The organism is Chitinophaga chungangae (genome assembly GCF_017742215.1).
Classification (GTDB): Bacteria; Bacteroidota; Bacteroidia; order Chitinophagales; family Chitinophagaceae; genus Chitinophaga; species Chitinophaga chungangae.
Genome location: NZ_JAGHKP010000004.1, coordinates 445,577 through 471,787, shown reverse-complemented (window position 1 = coordinate 471,787; position 26,211 = coordinate 445,577). Strand labels below are relative to the sequence as shown.

The following is a 26,211-nucleotide window of genomic DNA, read 5'->3' as shown; positions in this document are numbered from 1 at the left end:
TTTATTTGGAAATGATGGGTGGTAAAGCAATGAGATTGTTCAGCTCAGATATTTGCCGTGCCTTCTGAAGGTCCAGCCGGTCTGCCTGTAACGTTTGCAGCAGCGTAGCATACCGTTCGGCGTATTCGTCCAGCTGCAGCTCGGTGAGCTGGTTGGTGCCATGCACCACGAACGGCGAAAGGTATTCCATGTTGCAGAGTTTGGCGGACTGTTCGAAAGGCAGCATGAACTGTTTCACGGGGTGGCCGTGATGCCCTTCAGGACTGTACGCATGCTCGTTGCCGCCGGTGGAGATCACCTGCAGCATGTATTTCCCTTTCAGCGCAACGCCTTCCTTTCCGTACGCCCAGCCGTGCTCCAGCACAAGGTCCATCCATTGTTTGAGCAATGCCGGGCCGCTGTACCAGTAAAGCGGGTGCTGAAAAATGATAACGTCGTGTTTTTGCAGGATCTGCTGTTCCGTGTCCGGATGTACGTCAAAGTCGGGGTACACTTCGTAGAGGTCGCGCAGGGTAACGCCGGGCTGCTGTTTCGCGGCGTTTATCAGCCTGCTATGAACGCGGGAGCGCTCAAATGCCGGGTGGGCGAAGAGGATCAGTACTTTCAATCTCCAATAAATTACAAATGATGACTGAAGTTAAAGAGATTAGGCGAACCAGCCTAATGTCCTTCCCCCGGTCATCATTTGCAATATCCGGAATGTGTTTATACCTGTAATGCTTCCGCCGCCGCTTCGTCTATGAACCAATGCAGCTCGCCATTTTCCGGGCGGATGAGCTGCGAAGGATAACGGTCGGGATCGGGCGCGCCGTCTATCACGGCTTTCAGCGTGAGCGCCTTTCCGGAGCCGGTGGCCATGAACACCACGCGGGCCGCAAGATTGGTAACGGGCGCGGTGAGGGTGATGCGGTACATATCCTGCGCTTCGAGCCAAAACGCTTTCACCCACGCTTTTTTCTCATGCACGATGGGCAGGCCGGGAAAAAGACTGAGGGTGTGGCCGTCGTCGCCCATGCCCAGCAGCACGAGGTCGAAGGTATTTTCTTTCCCTTTAAAATACCGGTGCAGCGTTTTTTCGTATTCGGCCGCGGATGCTTCCGGCTCAATGTCCGTGCGCATCACGTGGATGTTCTCTGGCAGCGCGCCCACCTGGTCGAGCAGCACGTCGTAGGCCATGCGGGCGTTGTTACGTGCGTCTTCGAAAGGAACGGCCCTTTCGTCGCCCCAGAAAAAATGTACCCTGTTCCATTCGATCATGTTCACATACGGCTCTTTTGCCAGCAGGGCGTACAGCGCCTTGGGCGTGTTGCCGCCGGAAAGGGCGAAAGTGAAACGTTCCTGTTTCTGCAGCACTTCCTGGATGTACTGGCTGATAAAAGCAGCCAGGTTCTCGCTCAGCTGTTGTATATCTTTTGCGACATGTAATTCCATAAAGCGCTATTTTTTTTCCGGTGGAAGATTGATCCAGCTGTGACCGTCGCGGGCGATGAGCGCATCGGCGTCTTCGGGGCCCCAGGAATCCGGAACGTAGTTCGGAAAGTCTTGCGGGATGCGGGCTTCCCATGTTTCGAGGATGGGCATGATCACTTTCCAGGCGGATTCCACCTGGTCCGCGCGCATAAACAGCGTGGCGTCTCCCTCCATCACGTCGAGCAGCAGGGTTTCGTATGCTTCGGGCGTATGATCGTCGGAACCTTCGTAATTAAAGGTCATGTTCACCGGGTCCAGCGTCATCGTTTGCCCCGGGCGTTTCGCCTGGAAACGGATGCGGATGTCCATTTCCGGCTGAATGCTGATGGTAAGGCGGTTGCTGCGCCAGGATTCAGCGGCTTCAGACGGGAAAGCGTAAGTAGGCGCTTCCTTGAACTGGATGGTTACATGCGTGCTTTTCTGGTGCATCAGTTTGCCGGTGCGCACGTAAAACGGCACGCCCTGCCAGCGCCAGTTGTCGATAAAAAATTTCACCGCCGCGTATGTATCGGTATTGGATTGCGTGCTCACGCCTTTTTCTTCGCGGTAGCCGGTCACCTGTTTGCCTTTCATCCAGCCTGAACCATACTGGCCGCGCACGGCGTATTCGTGCACGTCTTCGCGGCGGATGGGGCGGATGGCGTTGAGCACATCCACTTTTTTATTGCGGATCTCGTTGGCGTCGAAGGATACGGGCGCTTCCATGGCCACCATGCAAAGCAATTGCAGGATGTGGTTCTGCACCATGTCCCTCAGCGCGCCGGAATGTTCGTAATACCCGCCGCGCCCTTCCAGGCCAACGCTTTCGGCGGCGGTGATCTGGATATGATCGATATAATGGCGGTTCCACACCGGTTCGAACAGGGCGTTGGCGAAACGCAGCGCCAGGATGTTCTGCACGGTTTCTTTCCCGAGGTAATGGTCGATACGGAAGATCTGTTCTTCCGCGAACAGGCCGGTGAGCAGCGCGTTCAGCTCATGCGCGCTTTCGAGGTCGTGCCCGAAAGGTTTTTCGATCACGATGCGCGTGGCATGTTTGTCTTTGCAAAGGTTGAGCGTGCCCAGTTCCTGCGCGATGGACGGCACCAGTTGCGGCGCTACGGCGAGGTAAAAGATCACGTTGGGATGAACGCCCCATTCGGTTTCTTTCTGCTGCACGTATTCGGCGATGCGCTGGTAGGAGGCGATGTCGCCCGCGTCCAGCTGGAGATAGTTCACATGTTCGAAGAAGGCCTGGTAGTGGCCGTTTTCATCCGCTTTGCGGCGGGAGAACTTCTCGATGCCTTCCTGCAGGTGCGCGCGGTATTTTTCGGAAGAATATTCGGTGCGGCCGATGCCTACGATGGCGAAACGGTCGGGCATCCACTCGTCCAGGAAAAGATTGTAGAGGGCGGGTGTGAGCTTCCGGTAGTTCAGGTCGCCGCTGCCGCCGAAAATGAAGAGGATGGAAGCAGGCGGGCGTTTATGATGTTGCATAAAAAAAATAAAATTGATTAATGGTGGAGCCAGGTGGTATGAAAACTGCCCGGCATGTCTATCCGCTGGTATGTATGTGCCCCGAAATAATCGCGTTGCGCCTGCACCAGGTTGGTGGGGAGCTTTTCGTTGCGGTATGCGTCGAAGTACGAAAGCGCCGCCATAAAGCCTGCCGCGGGCAGACCGGCCTGTGCGGCCTGAACGATCACGGCGCGCATGTTTTGTTCTTTTTCTTTTACAATATCGGCCACCGCTTTGTTCAGCAGCAGGTTGGGCAGTTCCGGCGCGTTTTTGAGCGCTTTATAGAAGGTGCCCAGCAGCGCGGAGCGGATGATGCAGCCGCCGCGCCATACTTTTACGGCGTCGGGCAGGGGAATCTGCATATCGTGCGCTTCGGAAGCGGTGTGCAGCATGGCCATGCCCTGTGCGTAACACATGATGGTGGCGAACTGCAGCGCGTCTTTCACCTGGGAGATAAAAAGCCGGGTATCTGCCGATACGGGGATCTTCGGTTCCGCGTATACTTTGGCCGCCTGCACGCGTTCGTCTTTGTAAGCCGAAACGGTACGCATAGACACGGCTGTGTCGATGATCGTGGCGGGCACGGCCAGGTCCATGGCTTCCTGGGAAGTCCATTTACCGGTGCCTTTGGAACCTGCTTTGTCGAGGATAACATCTATCAGGCGCTGGCCGGATTTGTCGTCCACCTGCAGGAAAATATCCGCGGTGATCTCGAGCAGGAACGACTGCATGTCGCCGGCGTTCCATTCTTTATAAACTTCGTGCAGCTGATCGTTGTTGAGCCCCGCGCTTTGCAGCAGGCGGTAGCTTTCGCTGATGAGCTGCATGATGGCGTATTCTATGCCGTTATGCACCATTTTCACATAATGGCCTGCCGCGCCTTTGCCGAGGTAAGCCACGCAGGGCTCCCCGTCTACCTTGGCGGAAATGGCTTCCAGCATGGGTTTCACATGCGGATAGGCTTCCTGGTCGCCGCCGGGCATAATGCTCGGGCCGGTGCGGGCGCCCTGTTCCCCGCCCGAAACGCCTACGCCCATGAAATGAAAACCCGCGGCTTTCATATATTCCACGCGGCGGAGCGTGTCCGTAAAGTGGGAGTTGCCCCCGTCTATCACGATATCTCCCGGTTCCAGCAAGGGTTTAAGGGATTCCAACACATCGTCTACCGGTTTACCGGCGGGCACCAGCATCATCACCCTGCGGGGGCGCTGAAGCTGGCTGATCATTTCTTCCAGCGCCACTACCCCTTTTACGCGGGTAGCGGCGGTGGCGGACGACTCCAGCGCTTTAGCCTTTTCAGTGTCCTTATCGAAGCCGATCACGGCAAATCCATGATCCGCCATGTTGAGCAGGAGGTTACGCCCCATTACGCCCAGGCCGATCATTCCGAATTCGTATAAGCTGTTTGCCATATTGATTATTGTCTGTGTAGAGTATAAGCGGCGAAATTAGCCATTTATTTGTGCAATTGCAGGGTAAGGTCGCGCAGGGCTTCCAGCGCGCGATACACCAGCTCTTTTGTTTTTTCGTCCGTCAGGCGCAGCTGCCCGTCGAATTTCGTGGCGGCCTGGGCCACCAGCACTTCGGGTTTGGCTACCTGTTTCATGTCCAGGAACTGGAACACCTGTTTAAATGCCAGCTGCATCCTCACCGTGCCCCACATGCCCGGGGTAGCGCCCATCAGGGCCACCGGCTTGTGCAGCAAAGGCGCGTCCGGCCCGCGGCTCGCCCAGTCGATCGCGTTTTTAAGACCGCCGGGAATGGAATAGTTGTACTCGGGGGAAACGATCAGGATGGCCTTCGCCCCGGCCAGCTGTTCGCGGAAACGATGTACCGCCGGCGGGCGGTCGCCCGTATCCAGGTCCGCGTTGTATATAGGAATATCATCGAAATTTGCGACTTCGGCCGTAAGGCCGGGAGGGAGGTTTTCCAGCGCCGCGTGCAGCAGCGCCGTGTTATAAGATCCTTTTCTAAGACTGCCGGAAATGCCTGCAATATGAACGGGTGTACTCATAATTAGTCGATTGAGCCTTCAACCCCGCAAAAATAGGCACAAAAATGTGATAGGAAAAGTTGAAACAACTGCATAAATTACAGTATTAATCCCCAAACCCATGAAAAAAGGCGTTATCCTCAAACATTACCTCCCCTGTTCTTACTTCATTATCTGTTCCATTTGTATGGTATGGAATACTGATATGATCAATTTCCTGGGCCTCACCCTTCTGCTGCTTTTCTCCGGCCTCCTGTTTTTCCGGCATCCCGCCGCGCGGATGACCGTGGGCGGACTGATGCTCGCCGCCAGCTTTTATTTCCTGCTCGCCCTGGCAGACGAAGCCGGCGACCTGCGCCGCGAAGGCGGAAACGCGTCCATGCTGCTCGGCTGGGGCGGCTCGCTGATCGGGCTTTCTTCCGTAATGTCCGTATTGCTGATCCTCCCGCTGGACATGCCCCGGAAAGCCCCCGCATACCAGCGCCGGTAGCCTTTCCGCTTATTTTTACCTCCCGAAACAGGAAATGAGTATCTTGTACGGGTTATGAAAAAATTACTGTTCCTCTGTCTTTTTATTACAGCCGTATCCGCCGCATCGGCGCAGCAGAAAGCGCGCCCGTACCTCAACCACCTGGCATTGTACGTGCAGAACCTCGAAAAAGCCACCGAATTTTACCGCGACTTTCTCGGGCTGGACACGATCCCCGAGCCTTTCCACGACGGCAAACACACCTGGTTCTCCGTTGGGCCGCTCAGCCACCTGCACCTCATCGAAGGCGCGAAAGGGCCGCATGCCGGCGACCGCAACTCGCATATCTGTTTCAGCGTGGATTCCGTGGAAGATTTTATCGTGCGGCTTAAAAAAGCGGGCATGACCTTCATCAACTGGGCGGGAGAAAAAGAGAAGATCACGCTGCGCGTAGACGGGGTGAAACAGATCTATCTGCAAGACCCTGACGGGTATTGGATCGAGGTGAACGATGCAAGAAAATAATCAGAAAGTATCCCCGCGCTTCCGGGCCCGTTCACCCGCCAATACATAGATGATGGCGAAATATGCAGGCAGCCCCGCCAATATAAACCACCAGGTATTGGACCGGTCGTGGTAATACGACCAGCTGGAAGGCACATAATCCCGGAGGAAACCCGTCAGGAAAACCACGATACGTTCATAATACAGCGCTATCAATGCCGAGGCGGCCACAAAAATGGTTAGCCAGGTTTTAGTTCTCAGGCTTCGCCATAAAAAAAGAAACGGCAATTGCAGGCAGACCAGTAATGGAAGTACCCGACGCCAATCGCCGCTCAGGCTGTACTCCCCACCTACAAATTCCCCCGCGCGCAGGCTCCTGATATAAACGATCAGGAACCCTATATGTAAAATAAAGATGAGCCCATACGCTATATAACCCGATAATAAGACCCGGTTACTGATATACAGGAATTCCATTTTCCTGCTCCGGGCGTTTTTGTTGATTAAAGAAAACACCAGCATAACAACCGCGGCGAAAGCACACACCAGCAGAAACAAGGAATAAATTTCCCAGGCAATGTTGTTGATACCGGATAATACTTCAAAAACGGCATGAAAGTCCATCGTTATATTTTTTTCAGCACATACTTATGCGCCGCCGGCTTCAGCAACACAGGCAGGGAATCCAGCGAAGACGCCCACTGCCGGCGTATTTCGGCTTCTTTCGGCTTCTGTTCCAGGTATTCGGCAAACGTTTTTTTCATATAATCCGTATCGGGCCGTTTCGCCATGGCGGTATCGTAATAATGTTTCACCACCGCCAGGTTTTCCCGGCCCGGCAGCGTATTCATGTAACGGTATTCCACCCGGCGGATCTGCCGCAGCTGGGCTTCGAGCTTCCAGCTGTTCTGCAGCAGGGCCTGCACTTTTTTCGCCTGCTCGTATTGCGGCGTTTTCGTGATCAGCGCGAGATTGACGCCTCTTTCCAGTTCCCCGGAAAAATATTGCCCGATCTCCACATCGTCTATTGAAAGCACGTAGTTGCCGGGTTTCAGGAAATTAAAACGCAGCAGCTCGCGGTTGAAATTTTCCGTGAACGGCGCCAGCTCCAACGCAAACGCCTGCTCGTCGCGGAGCGGGAAAGGCAATGCCTGTTCCGTGGCGGTGAAAGTGACGGTATTGCCGTCGCGCACAAGACCGGCGATTTTGGCCTGCTGGCATTTGGCCTGGCTGCTTTTCACGTCCCTGTCTGCCACGACGGTAGCCACGATGGGCGAAGATTTGAAGGTTTTGAGGAACTCCCACCCCATCAGCAAATGCCCTACCGCGCCGGGATGCACGCGGTCTTTACCGATCACGGTGGCGTTGGAATCGGTGCGCTGCACTTCGGCGTTGAAGGCGCTCAGCGAGGTCCAGTAATCGACTACGGGCACTTTATATTTTGCGGCGAACTCGCGGACGTAGCCCGCGCAGGTCTTCAGCGCATCATTCACGCCGTAAAGATTATTGGTCGCCATTTTCGAGGTCTGGTCGTAAATGGAAGGCGTCTGCAGGATCACCTTGATGTTTTTGGATTGGAACACGCGGATAATGCTGTCCAGTTTCTTTTTATAGGTCGCCAGCGCCTGTTGCTGCTGTTCTTTGATGCCGGGCTCGTTCACGCGTTTTTTGTCGTACAGCGGGCGGTTCACGTCGTTCATGCCGATCATGATCACGGCCCAGGTGGGCTGATGCACGAGAATGTCTTCGTCCATACGGTCCAGGATGCCTTTGGTAACGTCCCCGGAAATGCCGCAGTTGAAGAACGTAACGCCCAGTTGCGGGTAACGCGTGGCGTACCAGAGGGAAACATTGTGCCAGAAATCGCCGTTGTGCGTAATGCTGTTGCCCACGAAAGCAACCCTGTCGCCCTTTTTAAAAACCTGGGCGGAAGCGGAAAAGCCGGCAACGAGGCAGAAGACGATCAGCAACCAATTTTTGACACTTCGCATGCTGTAATTATTTGAGCATACAATTTAGAAAAATTACATTTAATTCTGCGCTAATTACTGCCACCCGGCTTAATGAGCACATATCTGTCAGAAAGGTTCTAAATAGTCGGACTGGGGAAATTTGCCTATAAAAAAGAAAATAAGTTTAAGCGCCAAAAATCCAAGTATGGTACAATAGACATAAAACAATATGCGGTACTTCAACCAGGGAAAAATTTCTTCTTCGTTTTTCCCGGATGCTTTAATCAAAAAAGAATGTAACATCGCGCCGATATAAAAACAAATAATAGCAACGATAGGAATGATGATAATGAGCAGGATTATTTTCATAGGAATAGTTATAGTATAAAGACAAAATAGGCATAATTTATAAAATCGACCGCCTGCAGAAAGAAAAAAGTACATCCGGGGAGGATGTACTTCTGAAAGGGGTTGGGGAAAAACAAACAGTAGTAATCAGACTAGCAGGAGTAAAATTAGCACCCGCTTGGGTGAAAAACATCAGTGAAACCGCTGATTTCTTAAAACACGTAGTTTTACGCAAGGCAATTTGTATAAATGCAAACGTTTGCATAAATTGAGGGCAGTTCAATTCACGTTATGAAAACAAAGCACCTCACCTCATGGCTGGCCGCATCCCTCGTGATGTTTTCCGCCGCCGCCCAGGCTCAGTCCGACCTGAAAAATTTCCCGAAAGGCGCCACGCCCGAAGAGATCGGCAAAAAAGTGGCCGAACATTTCGTGGCCACGCCACATACCAATTTCGGCAGGCCCGTGCCCCCGAAGGTGATCACTTACCCTGAAACCTGCACCTGGTACGGCGCCCTCACTTTTGCCAAAGAAACGAAGAACGACGCGCTCAAACAGCAGCTCATCCAGCGCTTCGAACCGCTTTTCGGCGCCAGGGACACCCTGATACCCGTGCCGGACCACGTGGATTACGCCGTTTTCGGCTCCGTGCCGCTGGAACTTTACCTGCAGACCAAAGACGTGCGTTACCTCACCCTCGGCAAACAAATCGCCGATAAACAATGGGGGCCGCCGGAAGGCAAACGCGTGAAACCCGAATCGCACGTTTTTTACGGCAAAGGTTATACCTGGCAAACCCGTCTCTGGATAGACGATATGTTCATGATCACCGCCGTGCAAAGCCAGGCCTACCGCGCCACGGGCGACCGCTCGTATATCGACAAAGCGGCCAATGAAATGATCCTTTACCTGGACAGTCTCCAGAAACCGAACGGCCTTTTCTACCACGCCCCCGACGCCCCCTTTTTCTGGGGCCGCGGCAACGGCTGGATGGCCGCCGGAATGAGCGAGCTGCTGCGTTCCGTGCCGAAAGACAATCCCAACCGACCGCGCATCCTGAAAGCTTACCAGACCATGATGGCCTCCTTGCTGAAATACCAGGCGGAAGACGGCATGTGGCATCAGCTGATCGACGATCCGCGTTCCTGGAAAGAAACTTCCTGCACCGGCATGTTCGCCTTCGCCATGATCACCGGCGTCAAAAACGGCTGGCTCGACGCCAAAACTTACGGTCCCGCCGCACGCAAAGCCTGGCTGACGCTCATCACTTACCTGGACGAAAATTCCGACATCCGCGACGTTTGCGAAGGCACCAATATGAAAAACGACCATCAGTATTACCTGGACCGCAAGCGCCTCACCGGCGACCTGCACGGCCAGGCGCCGCTGCTTTGGTGCGCTACCGCGCTGCTGCGGAAATAATAACCGCTCATTTTCTTTCTTCCATAAAAAAGAAGGATGTACGCCTGGTACATCCTTCTTTTTATTTAAAATGATATGCGATCTTATTTTACTTCAATGCAGTAAGTGGCGCATCTCCACACTTTTTCGAAAGCCGTGCCGTTGTGCTCGCCTTTCTTTTCCTGGTCGCCGGCTACTTCCACCATGTACCTTCCGGGCCAGAGGGGCGTAAAGCTCACGCTGCCGGTGCTGTCCGTCCACAGCTCTTTACCCCAGCCATTGGGCGCAAATACTTTCACTTCCTGGTCTGCGGCGGGTTTCAGGTCCATCAGGGCCCGAAGGCTGATGGCTTCGTTCACTTTATGCAGGGCTTTGGGCGCTACGAACACGCTCACGTCGTTTTTATTCGTTGCGGGCGTGGCTTCGCCTTTGCCCACCAGCACGGCTGCGCTGGAATGGTAGTCCAGGCGGCTGCCATGGTAAACGTCTTTTACGATATGTTTCATCACCACGGTGTATACGCCTTCGGTTTCAGGGGTAAAAAACGCTTTGTAATGGTCTTTGCCCGGCGCGGAGGTCAGCGGGATCTCCTTTTTGTCGGGGGTAATGAGGGTGAGGGTGTATGATTTGGTGTCTGAGAACCATTTGTCCAGCGGGGAAATATCTTTATCGGCAAATTCTCCCCAGAAAACGCGCACTTCCTGCGGCTGGCCTTTTTTACCGGTCGGGTTCGTTTCGATCCAGAGAGCGTGGGCGAACACCTGGGCGCATATCAGGGTAAAAAAGGTTATCATCCATAATGATCTGTAAAGCATAACAATAGTTTTGTGGGCCGAAATTATTCCCCGCGGCCGGCTCCGCCTAATCAGATCGGTAATAATATTTACGCAATGCGGAAAAATTCATTGGCAGGCTATTTGCGCGGCAAATTGTGAATATTGCATAATTTAGTGATAATGATGTTCGTTATACCCGTACATCGTATAAATTCGCCCTCCATGAAACGGATCCTTTATTTGCTCGTTTTGCTCCTGCCGGTAGCCGCCAGCGCCCAGAAACTTTCGGAATCAGCCGTTGAGGACATTTCCACCAAAATGGCCGCCCAGTTCCTGAAACTCAACGATCCCGCGCTGGTATTCGTGACCGAACAGATGAGCAGATCGGGCTCCGGCGGGCTGGAAGTGGACAAAACCATGCAGGACCTGAAAAAGGACCCCGCCGCGCTCGACGCCGCGCTCAAATTTTTATACCAGTACAGCGACTGCAACCGCCAGACACTCATTGCCAACCTCCGCGCGATGAACGTCAATTCCGGCAACGTATTCCCGCTGGCTACCTATATTGTCAATAACAACAAAGACGAAAGCAAGGCCCTCGTGGAAGAAAAGGCCGAGCTGTACCGCATCGGTGCCATCCCGAAACAAATTTCCGTGATGGTGGCCCCGCCCGATAACCAGAACCAGGCCGCGGCCGCAGGCGCCGTGCTCCAGGGCGCGCCGCCCGCAAACGCCACCGGCGTAACGCCCGAAGGCTCCACTTCTGCCGCCAGCCCCGCCAAAGAAACCATCAACACCGCTGCCGGCATGCCCGTGGATACCCGTAACTGGGACGTCCGCAACGTGTTCGCCATGATGAAGCCCGACCAGCTGCTGGAATTTTACGGCAAAGAAAACGTAGCGCTCCGCGATGCCGTTGACTTTGAAGGCAACGACGCGGGAAAAGCCTGGGTGGTGTACCCCGATACGGAAAACGAAATGGAAGTGATCTTTTATAAAGATTCCACCAAAGCCGTCACTTTCAGCAAAGAAGAAAGCAAATGGCGCTCTCCCTTCGGCATCAAACCCGGCGACCCGATCGACAAAGTAAACAAAGTGAACGGCAGAGGTTTCAGGGTAAACGGCTTTGAATGGACCCACGGCGGAACGGTAGACAGCTGGGAAGGCGGCGCCATGGACAAAAAAGGCGTTGTTATCCTGTTCCGCGCGGTAAACAGCGGCGATCCCAAACTGTACGACAAATTCACCGGCGAAAAGAAATTCAGCTCTAACGACGCTTCGCTTAAAAAACTCGGTGTGATCGTCGAAAAAATAACGTTCCGGACTTACCAGTGATCTTTTAACAACGTCCTGCAAAACACCATTTATTCCGTTTTGCTTATTTTCGGCCCATGGAAGGAGCCGGAAACAAGTACTACAGGTTGCTGATAAGATTCGGGAATTACAGGACCAGGTTTACCTCTCACAGGAATTTTCTCATTATCCTCAGTTTTGTTGTAGGTGTTGTAGCGGCGCTGGCAGCGGTTTTGCTGAAACTGACCGTACAATTTTTCGAACATCGCGTGGAAGCGATGAACAACTTCATGAGCAGCAACTGGCTTTCCGCCGTGCTGCCCCTGATCGGCACCGGTCTTTCCCTCCTGCTGCTCACCCGTTTTTTCCGCAACCGGCTCAACCGCGGCGTGGGTTTCATCATTCACAACATCGTATCCAATAAAGGCCGCATCGAAAAGCGGCACACCTACGGCCATATTATTACCAGCGCCATCACCGTAGCGTTTGGCGGCAGCGTTGGGCTGGAAGCGCCCATCGTGGCTACGGGCGCGGCTATTGGCTCCAATACCGGGCACGACCTGCGGCTTTCGCCCAAAGACACGGTGCTTTTGCTGGCCTGCGGCACCGCCAGCGGACTGGCCGCGGTATTCAACAGCCCTTTCGCCGGGATCATTTTTGTACTGGAAATTTTCCTGCTCGATTTCAGCATTCCTTTCTTTATTCCTTTACTGATCTCCACCGCTACGGCCACCGTAGTATCGCAGGTACTTTATCCCGGTAAATTTATTTTCACCGCCAGCGAAAGCTGGAGCATCGAGGCCATTCCCTTTTACATCCTGCTGGGCATCTGCTGCGGAATGATCTCCGTTTACATCACGCGTTCCGTGGATTTTATAGAAGGGTATTTCGAAAAAAAACGCATGAACTGGAAAACCTGGCTGGTGGCGGGCATCCCGTTGTGCCTGTTGATTTTCCTGCTGCCGGGGCTGTATGGCGAAGGATATTCCGTGATCACGAGCCTGCTCGAAGGCCGTTATACTTCCGTTACCGCGCATTCTTTCCTGCAGGGCTACAGCGCGCAGGCTTGGGCTATTGTCCTGATGACGGTGCTGATGCTGGTGTTCAAGGTCATTTGTTCCTGCCTCACCATCAGCGCGGGCGGCAACGGCGGTATCTTTGCGCCGTCTATGATCACGGGTGGCCTTACCGGTTTCCTGTTCGCCTATCTCGTCAATCTTTCGGGCTTTTACCAGCTGAATACGCCGAATTTCATCATCGCGGCGATGGCCGGAGTGGTGGCGGGCGTGATGCATGCGCCGCTGACGGCGATCTTTTTGCTGGCGGAAATTTCAGGCGGGTATAAACTTTTCATCCCGCTCATGATCGTATCGGCCATTTCGTATTTCATCACCCGCAAATACGAAAAACATTCGGTATACCATAAGTCGTTGGTGGAAAGAAAGATCCTGACGGACGAAAACATCCACGATCACTTCTGATCGCCCGGTCATTTCCCCATCCACTTTTTGAACTCCGTAACGCGCTCGCGGCTTACGAGCGCTTCCTTGCTCTCCGTGGGCTTGAGTCCCAGTATCAGGCGGTTGCCGAAATAATCGTCGATCTTGTCGATGCTGCGGATAGACACGAAAAAAGACCGGCTGATGCGGAAGAACTGCTCGGGGTCGAGCATAGCATCCAGCTCATCCATCGTATAGTCGATCACGTATTTCTGGTTGTCGAAGGTTTTGAAGAAGTTGAGACGGCCGTCGCAGAAATAATACGCGATATCGCCCACTTCCACCGAGATCAGCTTGCGCCCGTGTTTCACCAGAAAACGTTTCCGGTAGGCGGGCGGCTGCAGTTTGTCCTGCAATTCCTTCAGCAGGCTGTCTACATTCCGGTGATCGCCAAAAGCGGGACTGGTGCTGTACCGGTTCCTGATCTCGCGGTATTTGTGCAGCGCGGCCTGCAGCTCGTCTTTCTGCACGGGTTTCAGCAGGTAATCGATACTGTTCACCTTGAAGGCTTTCAACGCATATTCGTCGTAGCTGGTGGTGAACACGACCGGGCTTTTCACGTCCGTGAGCTGGAAGATCTCGAAGCTCTGGCCGTCTGCCAGTTCTATGTCCATCAAAATCAGGTCCGGCTGCGGGTTGGATTGCAGCCATTCCACCGCGCCGGCGATACTGTCCGCCGTGCCTACCACTTTACAGGAGGCATCTACCGCCAGCAATGTTTTCTGCAGTTTTTTCACTGCCAGCTCTTCGTCTTCCACGATAAAAATATTCATACTCAAAACTTTTAAGATCCGCTGTGGCCGGCGATCAGGGGCAGTTTTACCACGAACCGGCCTTCTTCTTCGCGCACTTCCATGTCGTGCCGCCGCAACAGCCTGTATTTATCACGTATATTTTGCAGGCCGATGCCGGTGGATTCCGCGGCCTGCTTCTTTTTCGCCAGGTTGTTCTGTATTTCCAGGTAAGCGCTGCCGGTGGAAACGATGCTTACCGCGATCGGTTTCTGCCGGCTCACCACGTTATGTTTCACCGCGTTTTCCACCAGCAGCTGCAGGCTCAGCGCGGGCAGCTCGTACTGCATGTACACGGGATCGATCTGCACGTCCATGCTAAACCCTTCGCCATGGCGGGTTTTCAGCAACTGGTAATAACTCTGGATAAAATTCACCTCCTTTTCCACCGTGCTCATACCATTTTCGTTGTTGCGCAGCAGGTAACGGTACACTTTGCTCAGTTCGTCGAGAAAGGTCTCGGCCTGCTCTTTATCTTCCGAAATAAGCGACGACAACGTATTAAAACAATTGAACAGGAAATGCGGGTTCACTTTCATTTTCAGGTTCTCGAATTCCTGCTGCAGGTGCATTTCTTCGAGCAGTTCCATTTCGCGCGCCGTTTCCTTGTATTTTTCGATGATGTACACTACTTCCCAAAGCGTTTCGAACACGATGTTCACGGCCAGGCCCACGAGATAACCGTAGGTAAGATCGTCTGGCTTAAGGCTGTAACCAAGGATGTGGAAATAATGATAGGTGAAAAGGATCAGGAGCACGGAAGGCGTCATAACCAGCAGGTTCACCGCGCATTTCATCAGCACGCGCCGTTTGGTCTGGTCGATGCCGGGGAAAGTGCGCACGGTGAAATTGTGATACAGTTCGTGCCCGAACCAGGAAAACAACCCGATGAGATAGATCAGCGGAACGGATTCCGCCCAGATCCGCCAGTCTGTATACACCCTGTTGCCATACATGACGTAATTCAGCGCCAGGCTGATAAACGGCATGGAGAGAATAAAGCTCCACAGGTGGATCTTATTTACCACTGGCAGTTTCATGCGGGGAGATTTGTTCCGTCAAACAATGGAAGAACGATGGTGCGGTGCTCCCCGTCTTCGCGGATCATTACGGGCGGCGCGTTGAGCAGCTTGTATTTGTTCAGCAGGTTATCCAGCCCTTCTTCCACCTGCATATGCTGCACCACCGTTTTTTCGAACACGGAGTGCGTGATCGCGATCTCCTGCGCCGAAACGGCTTCTATGAGGATCATCAGCGGATTTTTTTTGCTGATGGCGTTGGTATAGATGATATTTTCCAGGATCACCTGCATGCTGAGCGGCGGTATGCCGCAGCCGTGCAGCTCCGGGTCGATATTAACGGAAGCCGCGATGGCAGAGCCGAAGCGCTGTTCGGTGAGATGAAGGTAAGAGCGGGCGAACTTCAGTTCTTCGGCCAGCGGCACCAGCAGTTCGTCGTCGTTGCGGAGAAGGTAACGGTGCACGCGGCTCATTTCATCGAGGAAACGTTCGGCTTCGGCTTCGTTTTCGCCGATGAGGCCGGAGAGCGTGTTGAAACAATTGAAGAGGAAATGCGGGTTGATCTGTCCTTTCAGTCCCAGCAATTTACTGCGCTGGTAGGCGTTCCTGAGCTTTTCCGTTTCCGCCAGCGAATCTTTCCATTGTTCCCAGTTAGCCATCCCTTCGTTAATGAAAGTGATGGCGGTGCTGAGGATGCAGCCGAAAAGAACGGCCCACCAGTACATGTGCGGTTTGATGTCGCACACCACGAAAGAGAGGCGGGATGAAAGTTCAAACAGCCCGGCAACGCTGCCGATGTTCATGATATAAAAAACGGGCAGCATTACCGAAATACGCCTGAACAGGTCGCTGCCGGCGGGGATGCGGGTGCGGATCAGCACGGCCACCATGCCGAACACGAGGTAAATGACGAGGAAATACAGGACGCTGCTGAAGAAGGTACTGGCAAAAGCGGCCAGGGAGCGCCAGATGCAGGCGCCGTAGATCACCATGTTCATGATCACGACGTAAGGGGCCATGACCCAGACGAACACGAGCGGTTCTTTCCGGCTGTATCTCTTGAGGCGCATACTATAAATGTATTAAAAACCGCGGGTTTGCGATGGGCGGAGTGTATGAATTGAGGGAAAGGGCGTATGAATTGGAAACATATCCGGGCCGGAAACGGGCATTTTGCCATCCGGTTTTTGAAATGCCGTATTTTCGTGATAACCCGTCGTTTAAAAACCCGCAAGCACATGAAAAGAACCTACAAAAAATCCATGCTGCCGGTGGAGAAAATCCGCAAATACCTCGAGCCCGGCCCCATCGTGCTGGTCAGCTCCTTTCACAAAGGCAGGAACAATATCATGACCATGGGCTGGCATACGGTGATGGAGTTTTCCCCCTCCCTTATCGGCTGCATGATCACCGCGGCCAATCACAGTTTTGAAATGATCCGGCAAAGCGGCGAATGCGTGATCAACATTCCCACCGCCGATATGGTGGAAACCGTGATCGGAATCGGCAATACCACCGGCGCAAAAACCGACAAGTTCAAAAAGTTCGGGCTCACCGCGGAAGCCGCTAAAACCGTGAAAGCCCCGCTGATAAAGGAATGTTACGCCAATATCGAATGCCGCGTGGCAGACCGCCGGATGCTGGACAAATACAATTTTTTTATCCTAGAGGTAACGGCCGCGCAAACAGCCACTTACCCGAAATACCCCAAAACCCTGCATTACCGGGGAGAAGGCATTTTTATGGTTTCGGGCAAACACTTATCTTTCCCGGAGTTATTCAAACCGCAAAACCTGTAAGCCTGTACGAAACATATGCTAGAGAATTTTTCGCAATACCTCGCCCTTATCATTATCATCCTGTTCCTGGTAATGCTGGCGCAAAAACTGAAAGTAGCCTACCCCATCGTGCTGGTGCTGGGCGGGCTGGCGCTTTGCGCCGTTCCCGGCATACCGGCGGTGAATATCAACCCTGAACTGATCTTCGTGATCTTTTTGCCGCCATTGCTTTACGAGGCAGCGTGGTACACCTCGTGGAAAGACCTGTGGCGCTGGCGGAGGGTGATCTCCAGTTTTGCTTTCCTGATCGTGATCGTCACCTCGTTCGTGGTAGCCCTCGTGTCTAACTCGCTGATACCCGGCTTTACGCTGGCGCTGGGCTTTTTGCTCGGCGGCATTGTAAGCCCGCCGGACGCAGTGTCCGCCACTTCCGTACTGAAATCCGTAAAAGCGCCCAAACGCCTTTCCGCCATCGTGGAAGGCGAAAGCCTGCTGAACGACGCGGCGAGCCTGATCGTGTTCCGCTTTGCGCTGGCGGCGGTAGACACCGGGAAGTTCGTATTCCACGACGCAGCCATCAGTTTCATGATCGTGATCGTAATGGGCATTGTCACCGGCATCGCGATCGGCATGGTCTACTACGCCATTCACCGTTGGCTGCCCACCACGCCGAATATGGACATCGTGCTCACTTTCACCGCGCCTTATGTGATGTACATCGCGGCGGAATCGTTCCACTTCTCCGGCGTGCTGGCCGTGGTGAGCGGCGGACTGTACCTTTCGGCGCGCAGTCATCTCATTCTCAGCACCGCCAGCAGGGTCAGGGGCAGCAATGTATGGTCCACCATCGGGTTTGTGCTGAACGGAATCGTATTTATGCTTATCGGCCTCGAGCTGCCGGTGATCGTGAACGGCCTTGGCGATGTAAGTCTTGGCAACGCCATCTGGTACGGCGTGCTGATCACCGTGGTGCTGATTTTTGCAAGACTGCTCAGCACCATGGGCGCTTCGGTTTTCACGGTTTTTATCAGCCGTTTTATTACCACGGCAGACAGCCGGCCCGGCTGGAAAGGCCCGCTGCTGTTCGGCTGGGCGGGCATGCGCGGCGTGGTGTCGCTTGCGGCGGCGCTTTCTATTCCCCTTACGCTCAAAAGCAGCGGACTGCCTTTCCCGCAGCGCAACCTCATACTTTTTATCACCTTCACCGTGATACTGCTCACCCTCGTGGTGCAGGGCCTTACATTGCCGCCGCTGATCAGGTGGGTGAAAATGGAAGACCCCGATTATGAAAAAACGCCGGAAGAACAGGAAAAAGACCTCCGCCTGCAACTGTCCGGCATCAGCATCCGTTACCTGGACGAACATCATGCGGAAGCGCTCGGCGCCAGCAAATCTTTGCAGAACCTGCGGAACCGTTTCGAGAACGACCAGCTGGAACCGGGCGATACGGACGAAGACCAGGCGCATTACCGGGACGTGTACAAACAATTGCTTTCCCATCAGCGCGATTCATTGCATTTCATCAACAAACAGCAGGGCGTAAACGAAGAAATGGTGCGCAAATACCTCACGCTGCTGGACCTGGAAGAAGAAAAGCTGCGGATGAAATACGAGGAAGAATAGCGATAAGCGTATATTGTACGCGCATTTGCGGCAAAAATAATTGCTGGAAATTGATGTGGGGGTTATTAAATTTGATCCAACGTGAAGAAGACAGCCACCATCATTGTTTCATTACTTCTCCAATATTTTTGCACGCAGGGGCAGGGGCAAACCGCTTTGCCGCAGATCACCAATTACCATAGCTACGAATACGGGGCCGGCGTTCAGAACTCCGCCATAGACCAGGATAACAAAGGATTGTTGTACTTCGGCAACAGCGAAGGCCTGCTCACGTTCGACGGCAAATTCTGGCGGCGTTACCTCCTGCCGCAGCAATCCATCGTACGCTCCGTGAAAGTGGGCGCGGCTGGGAAAATTTATATCGGCGGGCAGGACCAGATGGGGTATTTCGCGGCAGACGGCCAGGGCAGGCTGCAATATCATTCCCTCACGCAACTGCTGGCCGCGGCGGACAAAAATTTCTCCGACATCTGGAACATCGCGCTGTACAACGACGAGGTATTTTTTCAATCCAAAAACAAGATCTTCCAATATAAAGACGGCGCCATCAAAACCTATCTGCCCGAAAAAAAATGGGCCTACATGGGCCGCGGCGGCAACCTCCTGTACGCGCAGGAACATGGAAAAGGACTGGTAGTATACGATAACGGCGCCTGGAAACCCGCCTGCGAACATCCCGTTTTCGCGGAAACTTCCGTTACCGGCATGATGGAATATAATAAAGACACCCTGCTGGTGACCACGCTCAAAAAGGGGCTTTTCCTCCTCTACGGAAACACCCTGATACCCAAACAAACCGGTATCGACAATATTCTCACCAAAGACCGCCTCTATTGTTCCGCCAAAGTGAACGAAAACTGGTACGCACTGGGCACCAATTCCGCGGGCATTTTTATCGTCGATAAAAACGGGAAACTGGTGCAGAATTATTCCTACCGCGAAGGGCTGCAGAAAAACAACGTGCGCAGCCTGCTGCTGGACCGCAATAAAAATCTCTGGGCGGGGCTGGACGATGGCATCGACCAACTGGCGATCAACAGCCCGATCAAATATATTTACCCGGACAAAACCAAACAGGTAACGGGTTATGCCACGCGCATCTTCGATAATAAATTATACGTGGGCACCTCCAACGGTTTGTATGTATCACCGGTGGACCTCTCGGAGCAGGACCTCAGTCATTCCCGCAGCTCGTTCACCGAAGTAAGCAACACATCCGGGCAGGTGTGGAACCTGGAGGAAGTGAACGACCGCCTGCTGATCGGGCATGAGGACGGCTGCCTGGTGGTGAACGGCAATGCGGCCGTGCGGCTTTACGGCGGCGCTGGCTCCTGGCTGTTCAGGCCCACCACGCAGGTATTCCCGGCGGCGCATATTCTCGTGGGCACGTACACCGGGCTGCGGCATTTCAAAGCGGAAGGCGGCGCCATCGCCGATCTTGGCCAGCTGGACGGCATCAACGAATCGCTGCGTTTCCTGGCGCTGGACAATACCCCCGGCCTCGTATGGGCGGCGCATCCAAACCGCGGCATTTACCGCATCGGCGTTTCGGCGGATTATACCCGCATTACCGGCAGCCGGCTGTTCACGGAAAAAGACGGCCTTCCTTCCAACAACGGCAATTATATCTACCGCGTCAAAAACAGGATGGTGGCCACCACGCAGGCCGGCGTCTTCGAATTTAATCCCGCTTCGAACCGCTTCGAACCATCGAAAACCTTGTCGCCCATATTTAAAAACCTGAGCATACAGTACCTCCACGAAGACCGCGAGGGCAACATCTGGTTCATCACCAACAAAAAAGTGGGCGTGGTGGACTTTCACAAACCTTCCGAAGGGAAAAACCACGGCATCGTGTATTTCCCCGAGCTGAACGGCATGGCGCTGGGCGGGTACGAATCCATTTATTCGTGGAACGGCGAAAATATTTTTATCGCCGGCAACAAGGGGATCATTCATGTGAACTATAAAAAATACGGTCAGCAGCATAACCCGCCCGAAGTGTACCTGGGCCAGGTGAAGGCTACGGAGGAAGACAGCGTGCTGTTTGGCGGTTATGCGGCGAATGACGATCATCTCCGGCTCAGCAGCAGCCTCAATTCTCTCCATTTCGAATATTCCTCCACCCGGTTCGACCAGCAGCGCAACATCGAGTTCAGCTACCAGCTGGAAGGTTTCGACCGGGCATGGAGCGGCTGGAGCGCAAAAAGCGAAAAAGATTATACCAACCTGCCCCCGGGCGAATACACCTTTGCCGTAAAGGCCCGCAACAACCTGGGTAACGAATCGCCCGCGGTGCAGTACCGGTTCGCGGTGATGCGCGCCTGGTACAACAGTTACTGGACCTACGGCCTGTATGTTTGCCTGCTGGGCGCACTGGTGTGGCTCGCCATGCGGTGGCAGCGGCAGAAACACCGGAAAGAACAGACGCACCTGAATTACCTGCATCAGCTGGAGCTGGACAGGAACGAGAAGGAAATTATCAAGCTCAGGAATGAAAAACTGGAGACAGACATCGGTTTTAAGGACCGGGAGCTGCTCACCATGACCATCAACCTGGTACAGCGGGGCGAAGTGCTCACCAAGATCCGGGAGATCATTTCCTCGCTGATCAAAAAAGACACCGAGGGCGAAAGCACCCCCGCTTTCCGGAATTTGCTGAAGCTGATCCGCGAGGTGGAAAAAAGCAACGAAGACTGGGACCAGTTCGCCATTCATTTCAACAACGTCAATTTCGATTTCTTTGATCACCTCAAACAGGCATACCCCGACCTTACGCCTAACGACCTGAAATTATGCGCTTACCTCCGGATGAACCTCTCATCGAAGGAGATCGCGCAGCTGCTGAACATCACTTTAAAGGCGGTGGAGATTGCCCGTTACCGCCTCCGCAAGAAACTCCAGCTGTCGCCAGACACCAACCTGACAGACTTCCTGACCCAACTCGGCAAACAGGCCATAAACAACTAATCAATTCATTTACAATTAGTTAACCTGCTGTTGTAGGGGCATTGTAGTGCCTTAGATCCGCAGCGCCCCAATTATTTTCTGTTTGTAGGGTTCGTGTAGAGGGGCGAATGCAAACGTTTGCCAAAACCAGCCCCTATTTTTATTCCGCCGGTTAAAGCCACAGTAACCTGCCTCGTCTATTCATTACAATTCCACAGACTATCAATCAGAAAATTGGTCCACGAAAAATTTCAAACGCTAAAAAAGCTAACACTAAATCCATGAGTAAAAACATTACAAAGCAGCGGGTCAGGCTGTTGATGATTGCATTTCTCCTATTAGCAGCCCATTTGGTCCCGCGGCATGCTTATGCCCAGAGTTTTCCCGTTTCAGGTACCGTCAAAGATGAAAAAGGAGAGGCCCTGCCCGGGGTGGTGATCCGGGTGAAAGGCGCCAATACCGGCACCACCACGCAAGAGGGTGGAAAATACACTATTAACGCGGGGAGCGGCAGCGCCACCCTTATTTTTTCCTTTATCGGTTTTACTACCCGCGAAGTGGCGGTGGAAGGAAGAAGCGCCGTAGACGTAACGCTCGGTGTTTCGGAGCGTTCGCTCGACCAGGTAGTGGTGGTGGGTTATGGTTCCGTTCGTAAAAGCGATATTACCGGTTCCATTTCGTCCGTGTCCTCCGGAGAGATCAAGGCCACGCCGGTCGCTTCGCTTTCCCAGGCGCTCGCAGGCCGCGCAGCCGGCGTAAAGGTAAGCCAGAGCAGCAATGCGCCCGGCGGCGGGGTGAGCATCCGCATCCGCGGCGGCAACTCCATCCAGGGCGGCAACGAACCGCTGTACGTGGTAGACGGCTATCCGCTTTACAACGAAGCAGGGCCCGCCATCAACCCGAACGACATTGAAAGCATGGAAATCCTCAAAGATGCGTCTGCCACCGCCATCTACGGTTCACGCGGCGCCAACGGCGTTATCATTATTACCACGAAAAGAGGCCGCGCAGGCCGCAACAACATACAGTTCGAAAGTTATTACGGCGTTCAAAGGGTGCGTAAAAAGATCGACATGCTCGACGCTACCCAGCTGGCCACCCTCGTCAACGAAGGCATCGCTACCGTGAACCGGGACAACCAGAACGTTCCGGGATACATTCCCAAAGCGCCCGCCTTCACCGACGCGCAGATCTCGGCCCTGGGCAAAGGCACCGACTGGCAGGACGCCATTTTCCGCGACGCGCCCATGCAGAATTACCAGCTTACGTTCTCCGGCGGTTCCGAAAAAACCCAGTACGCCATCTCCGGCAACTATTTCGGGCAGGAAGGCGTGATCATCAATTCCGGCTACGGCCGCGGTTCCGTACGCATGAACCTCGACCAGGAAGTGAGCAGCAGGTTGAAACTCAGCAGCAGCTTCACCGTTACCCGCAGCAAAGCCCGCTCCGTGAATACCGACGGCGACGGCGGAGGCGGCGCAGGCGTGGTTTACGGCGCATTGAACTTCTCCCCCACCGTGCCCATTTACGCGGCAGACGGCTCCTATACGCTGAACAACCGCCCCGGCGGCATCATTATCAGCAACCCGGTTTCCATGGCCATGGAAACAAAAGACAATACCACCCTCACCCGCATGCTCGGCAACGTTTCCGGCGAATACAAGATCATGGAAGGGTTGTATTTCAAAACGCTTTTCGGCGCCAACCTCAACTATAACAAAAACAATTTTTATATCCCCAGAACGGTGTACGCCGGTCTTGCCGCCAACGGCAGGGCTTCCATTTACTCCTCACAGTACGGCGAATGGCTGAACGAAAACACGCTCAACTACCGCACCACGATCAACAGTATCCACAAACTGAACGTGCTGGCGGGTTACACTTACCAGGCCGCTAATTTTGAAGACGTGCGCGCCAACGCGCAGAATTTCGCGAACGACATTCTCGCATACAACAATCTCGGTACCGCGCAGCAGACCAACACCGGCGCTTCCAACAAAACCGACTGGACCTTGCGTTCCTACATCGGGAGGATCAATTACGACCTCCGTGAAAAATACTTGCTCACCCTCACCGGCCGTATCGACGGATCGTCCCGCTTCGGCGCCGGCAACAAAAGCGCGTTTTTCCCGAGCGGTTCCGTGGCCTGGCGTTTGTCCAACGAAAATTTCCTCCGTTCCGTTAAAAACATCAGCGACCTGAAAGTACGCGCCAGCTACGGCCTCACCGGCAACCAGGAGATCGGCCAGTACCAGTCTCTCGGCGCGCTCGGCACGCAGAGCTACAGCTTCGGCAACGTTTTGTCCGTTGGTTATGCGCCAAACCGCATCGGCAACCCGAAACTGAAATGGGAAACCACCGCGCAGCTGGATTTCGGCGTAGACCTCGGCCTGTTCAACAACCGCATCCAGGTAACGGCGGACTGGTATAAGAAAAAGACCAAAGACCTGCTCTACAACGTAGCGCTGCCGATCACTTCCGGTTATTCCACGTCGTTGCAGAACATCGGCAAGGTGATGAACGAAGGGCTGGAGTTTTCCCTCAACACGGTGAACGTCGACGGCGAGTTCCAGTGGACCACCAACTTCAACGTTGCCTACAACCGCAACGAAATACTCGACCTCGGCGCAGTGACCGGCGACGTGCCTTCGGGCCAGGCCAGCGGTCACCTGCAGCTCGGCAACTCCGGCATTCTCCGCGTGGGCCAGCCCATCGGCGTGTTCTTCGGTCTTGTTACCGACGGCATTTTCCAAAGCACCGAAGAGATCGCGAAAAGCGCGCAGAAAAACGCCAAAGTGGGCGAGCGCAGGTATGTGGACCAGACCGGCGACGGCGCCATTACGCCCGCCGACCGCGTGATCCTTGGTCATGCGCAGCCTGATTATACTTTCGGTTTCACCAACAACTTCTCCTACAAAGGATTCGACATGGCCGTATTTTTCCAGGGCGTGCAAGGCAACAGCATCTTCAACCTGAACCGCTTCGAACAGGAATCCATGACCGGCGTAAGCAATCAAAGCACCGCCGTGCTCGACCGCTGGACGCTCACGCACCCCAGCCAGAACATTCCCCGCGCCAGTGCGAACGGCCAGCCTTACCAGGTTACCAGCCGCCAGGTAGAAGACGGTTCCTACATCCGCCTGCGCAACATACAGCTGGCTTACAATTTCCCCGCCAGCTGGCTGAAACGCGCCGGCATCCAGAACGCGAAACTGTATGTAAGCGCCCAGAACCTGCTCACTTTCACCGACTACTCCGGCTTCGACCCTGAAGTAAGCCGCTTCGGGCAGGACAACCTGAGCCAGGGCACCGATTACGGCAGCTATCCCGCTACCAAAATTTTCCTGGTGGGCCTTAATATCAGTTTATAATTGAATGAATCCTTTAAAAAAGAAACAATGAAACGAATCTTCTATATACTCGGACTAGCGGCGATCGGCATCACTTCCTGCGGCAAACTGGAAGAAAGCCCGCAGGCTTTTATTTCCCCTGAAAATTTTTACCAGACAAGAAGCGACGCCATCGCAGCCGTAACCGCGGCTTACGCGCCGCTGCGCAACAACGGTTTCGTAACGCGCAACTTCGCCATCCTCGGCGAGATCACGACAGACAACATGTTCCCGCTGCCCAACAACAACGACCGCGTGCAGCTGGACAACTACGTGCATACACCGCAGAACGGCATTCTCCGCGAAACCTGGACGACGTTTTACCAGGGCATTTCCTATGCGAACTTCGTGATAGACAAAGTGCCCGACATCGATATGGACGCTGCGTTGAGAGACAGGCTGGTGGCTGAAGGGAAGTTCCTCCGCGCATTTTATTATTATCATCTCGTGCGCCTTTTCGGCGACCTGCCGCTGGTGAACACTGCGCTGGCTTCCCTGGACAAACTCACCTATCCCAAACGTTCTCCCGCAACGGGGATCTACGCGCAGATCGTCGCCGATCTGAAAGACGCCGAAGCGGTATTGCCTCCTTCCTACACCGGCGCAGACCAGGGCAGGGCTACCAAAGGCGCCGCAAAGGCTTTCCTGGCCAGCGTTTACCTCACCACCAAACAATACCAGCTGGCTGCGGACAAAGCCGCCGAAGTAATGGCCCCCGGCGCTGGTTACGGTCTCTGGACCAATCTTACGGACATTTTCGACATCAAAAACGAGTTCGGCAAAGAGAACATTTTCGACGTGCAGTTCGTGAGCGGCCCCGGCGGCCAGGGCGGCAACCTGATCGCGTTCTTCGCGCAGGAAAACAACTCCGTGGGCGGCCGCGGTTTCGGTTCTTTCCAGCCCACGCAAGAGCTGTACGATGCCTTCGACGATGCGGACCTCCGCAAAACCGTATGGTTTTCCAAAGGCACCGACAACAAATATTATTGCAACAAATGGATCGATGCGGACGCAAAAACGGAGAACCAGTCAGACAACAACTGGCCGTTGATGCGTTATGCCGAAGTAGTGCTCATTTTCGCGGAAGCGTACAACGAAGTGAATGCGCCCACAGACGGCAACCCGGCTTACCTGGCGGTGAACAGTATCCGCGGCCGCGCCAATCTTCCCGCGCTGAGCGGTCTTTCGCAAGACCAGCTGCGCAAGGCCATCTGGCAGGAACGCCGCTTCGAGCTTGCGTTTGAAGGGCAGCGCTGGTTCGACCTGGTGAGAACCGGCACGCTGGTGACCACTTTGTCTGCAAAAGGAACGGTTAACATAAAAGATTTCCACGTCTTGTTCCCTGTACCTCAATTTGAGATAGACCTGAATCAGAATCTGAAGCCCCAGAATACGGGGTATCCTCAGTGATTGTGAGCTGTGCTTTTTTAGTGAACGAGGGGCGGGTTGATTTTTCAACC

21 protein-coding genes are annotated in these 26,211 nt (G+C 54.0%); 10 read left to right on the top strand and 11 right to left on the bottom strand.

The genetic code is table 11. The annotated features are described in order from the left end of the window. Window position 1: 1 nt before the first annotated feature. From kefF to J7I43_RS21525, 5 genes are all read right to left on the bottom strand, one after another. On the bottom strand, window positions 2-607 hold the full coding sequence (kefF, locus tag J7I43_RS21545; RefSeq protein ID WP_209147940.1) for a glutathione-regulated potassium-efflux system oxidoreductase KefF: 606 nt from the start codon (window positions 605-607) through the stop codon (window positions 2-4). 98 nt (window positions 608-705) lie between these two features. Continuing rightward, a complete protein-coding gene (gene pgl / locus J7I43_RS21540) occupies window positions 706-1,431 on the bottom strand; it encodes a 6-phosphogluconolactonase (protein ID WP_209147939.1) in 726 nt (241 codons plus the stop codon). Window positions 1,432-1,437: 6 nt separating this feature from the next. Continuing rightward, window positions 1,438-2,946 carry a glucose-6-phosphate dehydrogenase gene (zwf, locus tag J7I43_RS21535; protein ID WP_209147938.1) on the bottom strand — a complete coding sequence of 503 codons (1,509 nt, stop codon included), beginning with the start codon at window positions 2,944-2,946 and terminating at the stop codon, window positions 1,438-1,440. A 17-nt stretch (window positions 2,947-2,963) separates the two neighbouring features. Further along, complete coding sequence (gndA, locus tag J7I43_RS21530) at window positions 2,964-4,379, bottom strand: NADP-dependent phosphogluconate dehydrogenase (protein ID WP_209147937.1); 1,416 nt, start codon at window positions 4,377-4,379, stop codon at window positions 2,964-2,966. Between the two features lie 44 nt (window positions 4,380-4,423). Continuing rightward, window positions 4,424-4,981 (bottom strand): NADPH-dependent FMN reductase, encoded by a 558-nt coding sequence (locus J7I43_RS21525; RefSeq protein ID WP_209147936.1) that lies wholly within the window; start codon window positions 4,979-4,981, stop codon window positions 4,424-4,426. A gap of 100 nt (window positions 4,982-5,081) precedes the next feature. On the opposite strand from J7I43_RS21525, the gene J7I43_RS21520 reads away from it, so the two are divergent. Both J7I43_RS21520 and J7I43_RS21515 read left to right on the top strand, forming a co-directional pair. Next, complete coding sequence (locus tag J7I43_RS21520) at window positions 5,082-5,450, top strand: hypothetical protein (protein WP_209147935.1); 369 nt, start codon at window positions 5,082-5,084, stop codon at window positions 5,448-5,450. 54 nt (window positions 5,451-5,504) lie between these two features. Continuing rightward, window positions 5,505-5,954, top strand: a complete 450-nt coding sequence (locus J7I43_RS21515) for a VOC family protein (protein ID WP_209147934.1) — start codon at window positions 5,505-5,507, stop codon at window positions 5,952-5,954. Here the strand turns inward: J7I43_RS21515 and J7I43_RS21510 are convergent, their stop codons facing one another. Both J7I43_RS21510 and J7I43_RS21505 read right to left on the bottom strand, forming a co-directional pair. Beyond that, window positions 5,955-6,410, bottom strand: coding sequence for a hypothetical protein (locus J7I43_RS21510; protein WP_209147933.1), 456 nt, complete (start codon window positions 6,408-6,410; stop codon window positions 5,955-5,957). Between the two features lie 149 nt (window positions 6,411-6,559). Then, the gene (locus J7I43_RS21505) at window positions 6,560-7,924 is read right to left on the bottom strand and encodes an SGNH/GDSL hydrolase family protein (protein WP_209147932.1); all 1,365 of its coding nucleotides are present in this window, start codon (window positions 7,922-7,924) and stop codon (window positions 6,560-6,562) included. A gap of 600 nt (window positions 7,925-8,524) precedes the next feature. On the opposite strand from J7I43_RS21505, the gene J7I43_RS21500 reads away from it, so the two are divergent. Beyond that, window positions 8,525-9,655 carry a glycoside hydrolase family 88/105 protein gene (locus J7I43_RS21500; RefSeq protein WP_209147931.1) on the top strand — a complete coding sequence of 377 codons (1,131 nt, stop codon included), beginning with the start codon at window positions 8,525-8,527 and terminating at the stop codon, window positions 9,653-9,655. Between the two features lie 83 nt (window positions 9,656-9,738). Here the strand turns inward: J7I43_RS21500 and J7I43_RS21495 are convergent, their stop codons facing one another. After that, the gene (locus J7I43_RS21495) at window positions 9,739-10,449 is read right to left on the bottom strand and encodes a DUF4198 domain-containing protein (protein ID WP_209147930.1); all 711 of its coding nucleotides are present in this window, start codon (window positions 10,447-10,449) and stop codon (window positions 9,739-9,741) included. A 183-nt stretch (window positions 10,450-10,632) separates the two neighbouring features. On the opposite strand from J7I43_RS21495, the gene J7I43_RS21490 reads away from it, so the two are divergent. Together J7I43_RS21490 and J7I43_RS21485 are read left to right on the top strand one after the other, a co-directional pair. Further along, window positions 10,633-11,745, top strand: coding sequence for a hypothetical protein (locus J7I43_RS21490; RefSeq protein ID WP_209147929.1), 1,113 nt, complete (start codon window positions 10,633-10,635; stop codon window positions 11,743-11,745). Window positions 11,746-11,801: 56 nt separating this feature from the next. Next, the gene (locus J7I43_RS21485; RefSeq protein WP_209147928.1) at window positions 11,802-13,184 is read left to right on the top strand and encodes a chloride channel protein; all 1,383 of its coding nucleotides are present in this window, start codon (window positions 11,802-11,804) and stop codon (window positions 13,182-13,184) included. 8 nt (window positions 13,185-13,192) lie between these two features. Here the strand turns inward: J7I43_RS21485 and J7I43_RS21480 are convergent, their stop codons facing one another. From J7I43_RS21480 to J7I43_RS21470, 3 genes are read right to left on the bottom strand one after another with little or no spacing between them, the layout of a single operon-like run. Next, a complete protein-coding gene (locus J7I43_RS21480; protein ID WP_209147927.1) occupies window positions 13,193-13,975 on the bottom strand; it encodes a LytR/AlgR family response regulator transcription factor in 783 nt (260 codons plus the stop codon). Between the two features lie 11 nt (window positions 13,976-13,986). Beyond that, on the bottom strand, window positions 13,987-15,033 hold the full coding sequence (locus tag J7I43_RS21475) for a sensor histidine kinase (protein ID WP_209147926.1): 1,047 nt from the start codon (window positions 15,031-15,033) through the stop codon (window positions 13,987-13,989). Beyond that, window positions 15,030-16,082, bottom strand: a complete 1,053-nt coding sequence (locus J7I43_RS21470; RefSeq protein ID WP_209147925.1) for a sensor histidine kinase — start codon at window positions 16,080-16,082, stop codon at window positions 15,030-15,032. The genes J7I43_RS21475 and J7I43_RS21470 overlap by 4 nt, the downstream gene beginning before the upstream one ends. 168 nt (window positions 16,083-16,250) lie before the next feature. On the opposite strand from J7I43_RS21470, the gene J7I43_RS21465 reads away from it, so the two are divergent. From J7I43_RS21465 to J7I43_RS21445, 5 genes are all read left to right on the top strand, one after another. Then, window positions 16,251-16,811, top strand: coding sequence for a flavin reductase family protein (locus tag J7I43_RS21465; RefSeq protein WP_209147924.1), 561 nt, complete (start codon window positions 16,251-16,253; stop codon window positions 16,809-16,811). 15 nt (window positions 16,812-16,826) lie between these two features. Beyond that, window positions 16,827-18,413 (top strand): Na+/H+ antiporter, encoded by a 1,587-nt coding sequence (locus tag J7I43_RS21460; protein WP_209147923.1) that lies wholly within the window; start codon window positions 16,827-16,829, stop codon window positions 18,411-18,413. Between the two features lie 81 nt (window positions 18,414-18,494). Next, window positions 18,495-21,383, top strand: coding sequence for a triple tyrosine motif-containing protein (locus J7I43_RS24960; RefSeq protein WP_209147922.1), 2,889 nt, complete (start codon window positions 18,495-18,497; stop codon window positions 21,381-21,383). A 260-nt stretch (window positions 21,384-21,643) separates the two neighbouring features. Beyond that, window positions 21,644-24,733 carry a SusC/RagA family TonB-linked outer membrane protein gene (locus J7I43_RS21450; protein ID WP_209147921.1) on the top strand — a complete coding sequence of 1,030 codons (3,090 nt, stop codon included), beginning with the start codon at window positions 21,644-21,646 and terminating at the stop codon, window positions 24,731-24,733. Between the two features lie 27 nt (window positions 24,734-24,760). Continuing rightward, entirely contained in the window at window positions 24,761-26,161 is a 1,401-nt protein-coding gene (locus tag J7I43_RS21445) for a RagB/SusD family nutrient uptake outer membrane protein (protein ID WP_209147920.1), read from the top strand. The last annotated feature ends 50 nt before the right edge of the window (window positions 26,162-26,211 follow it).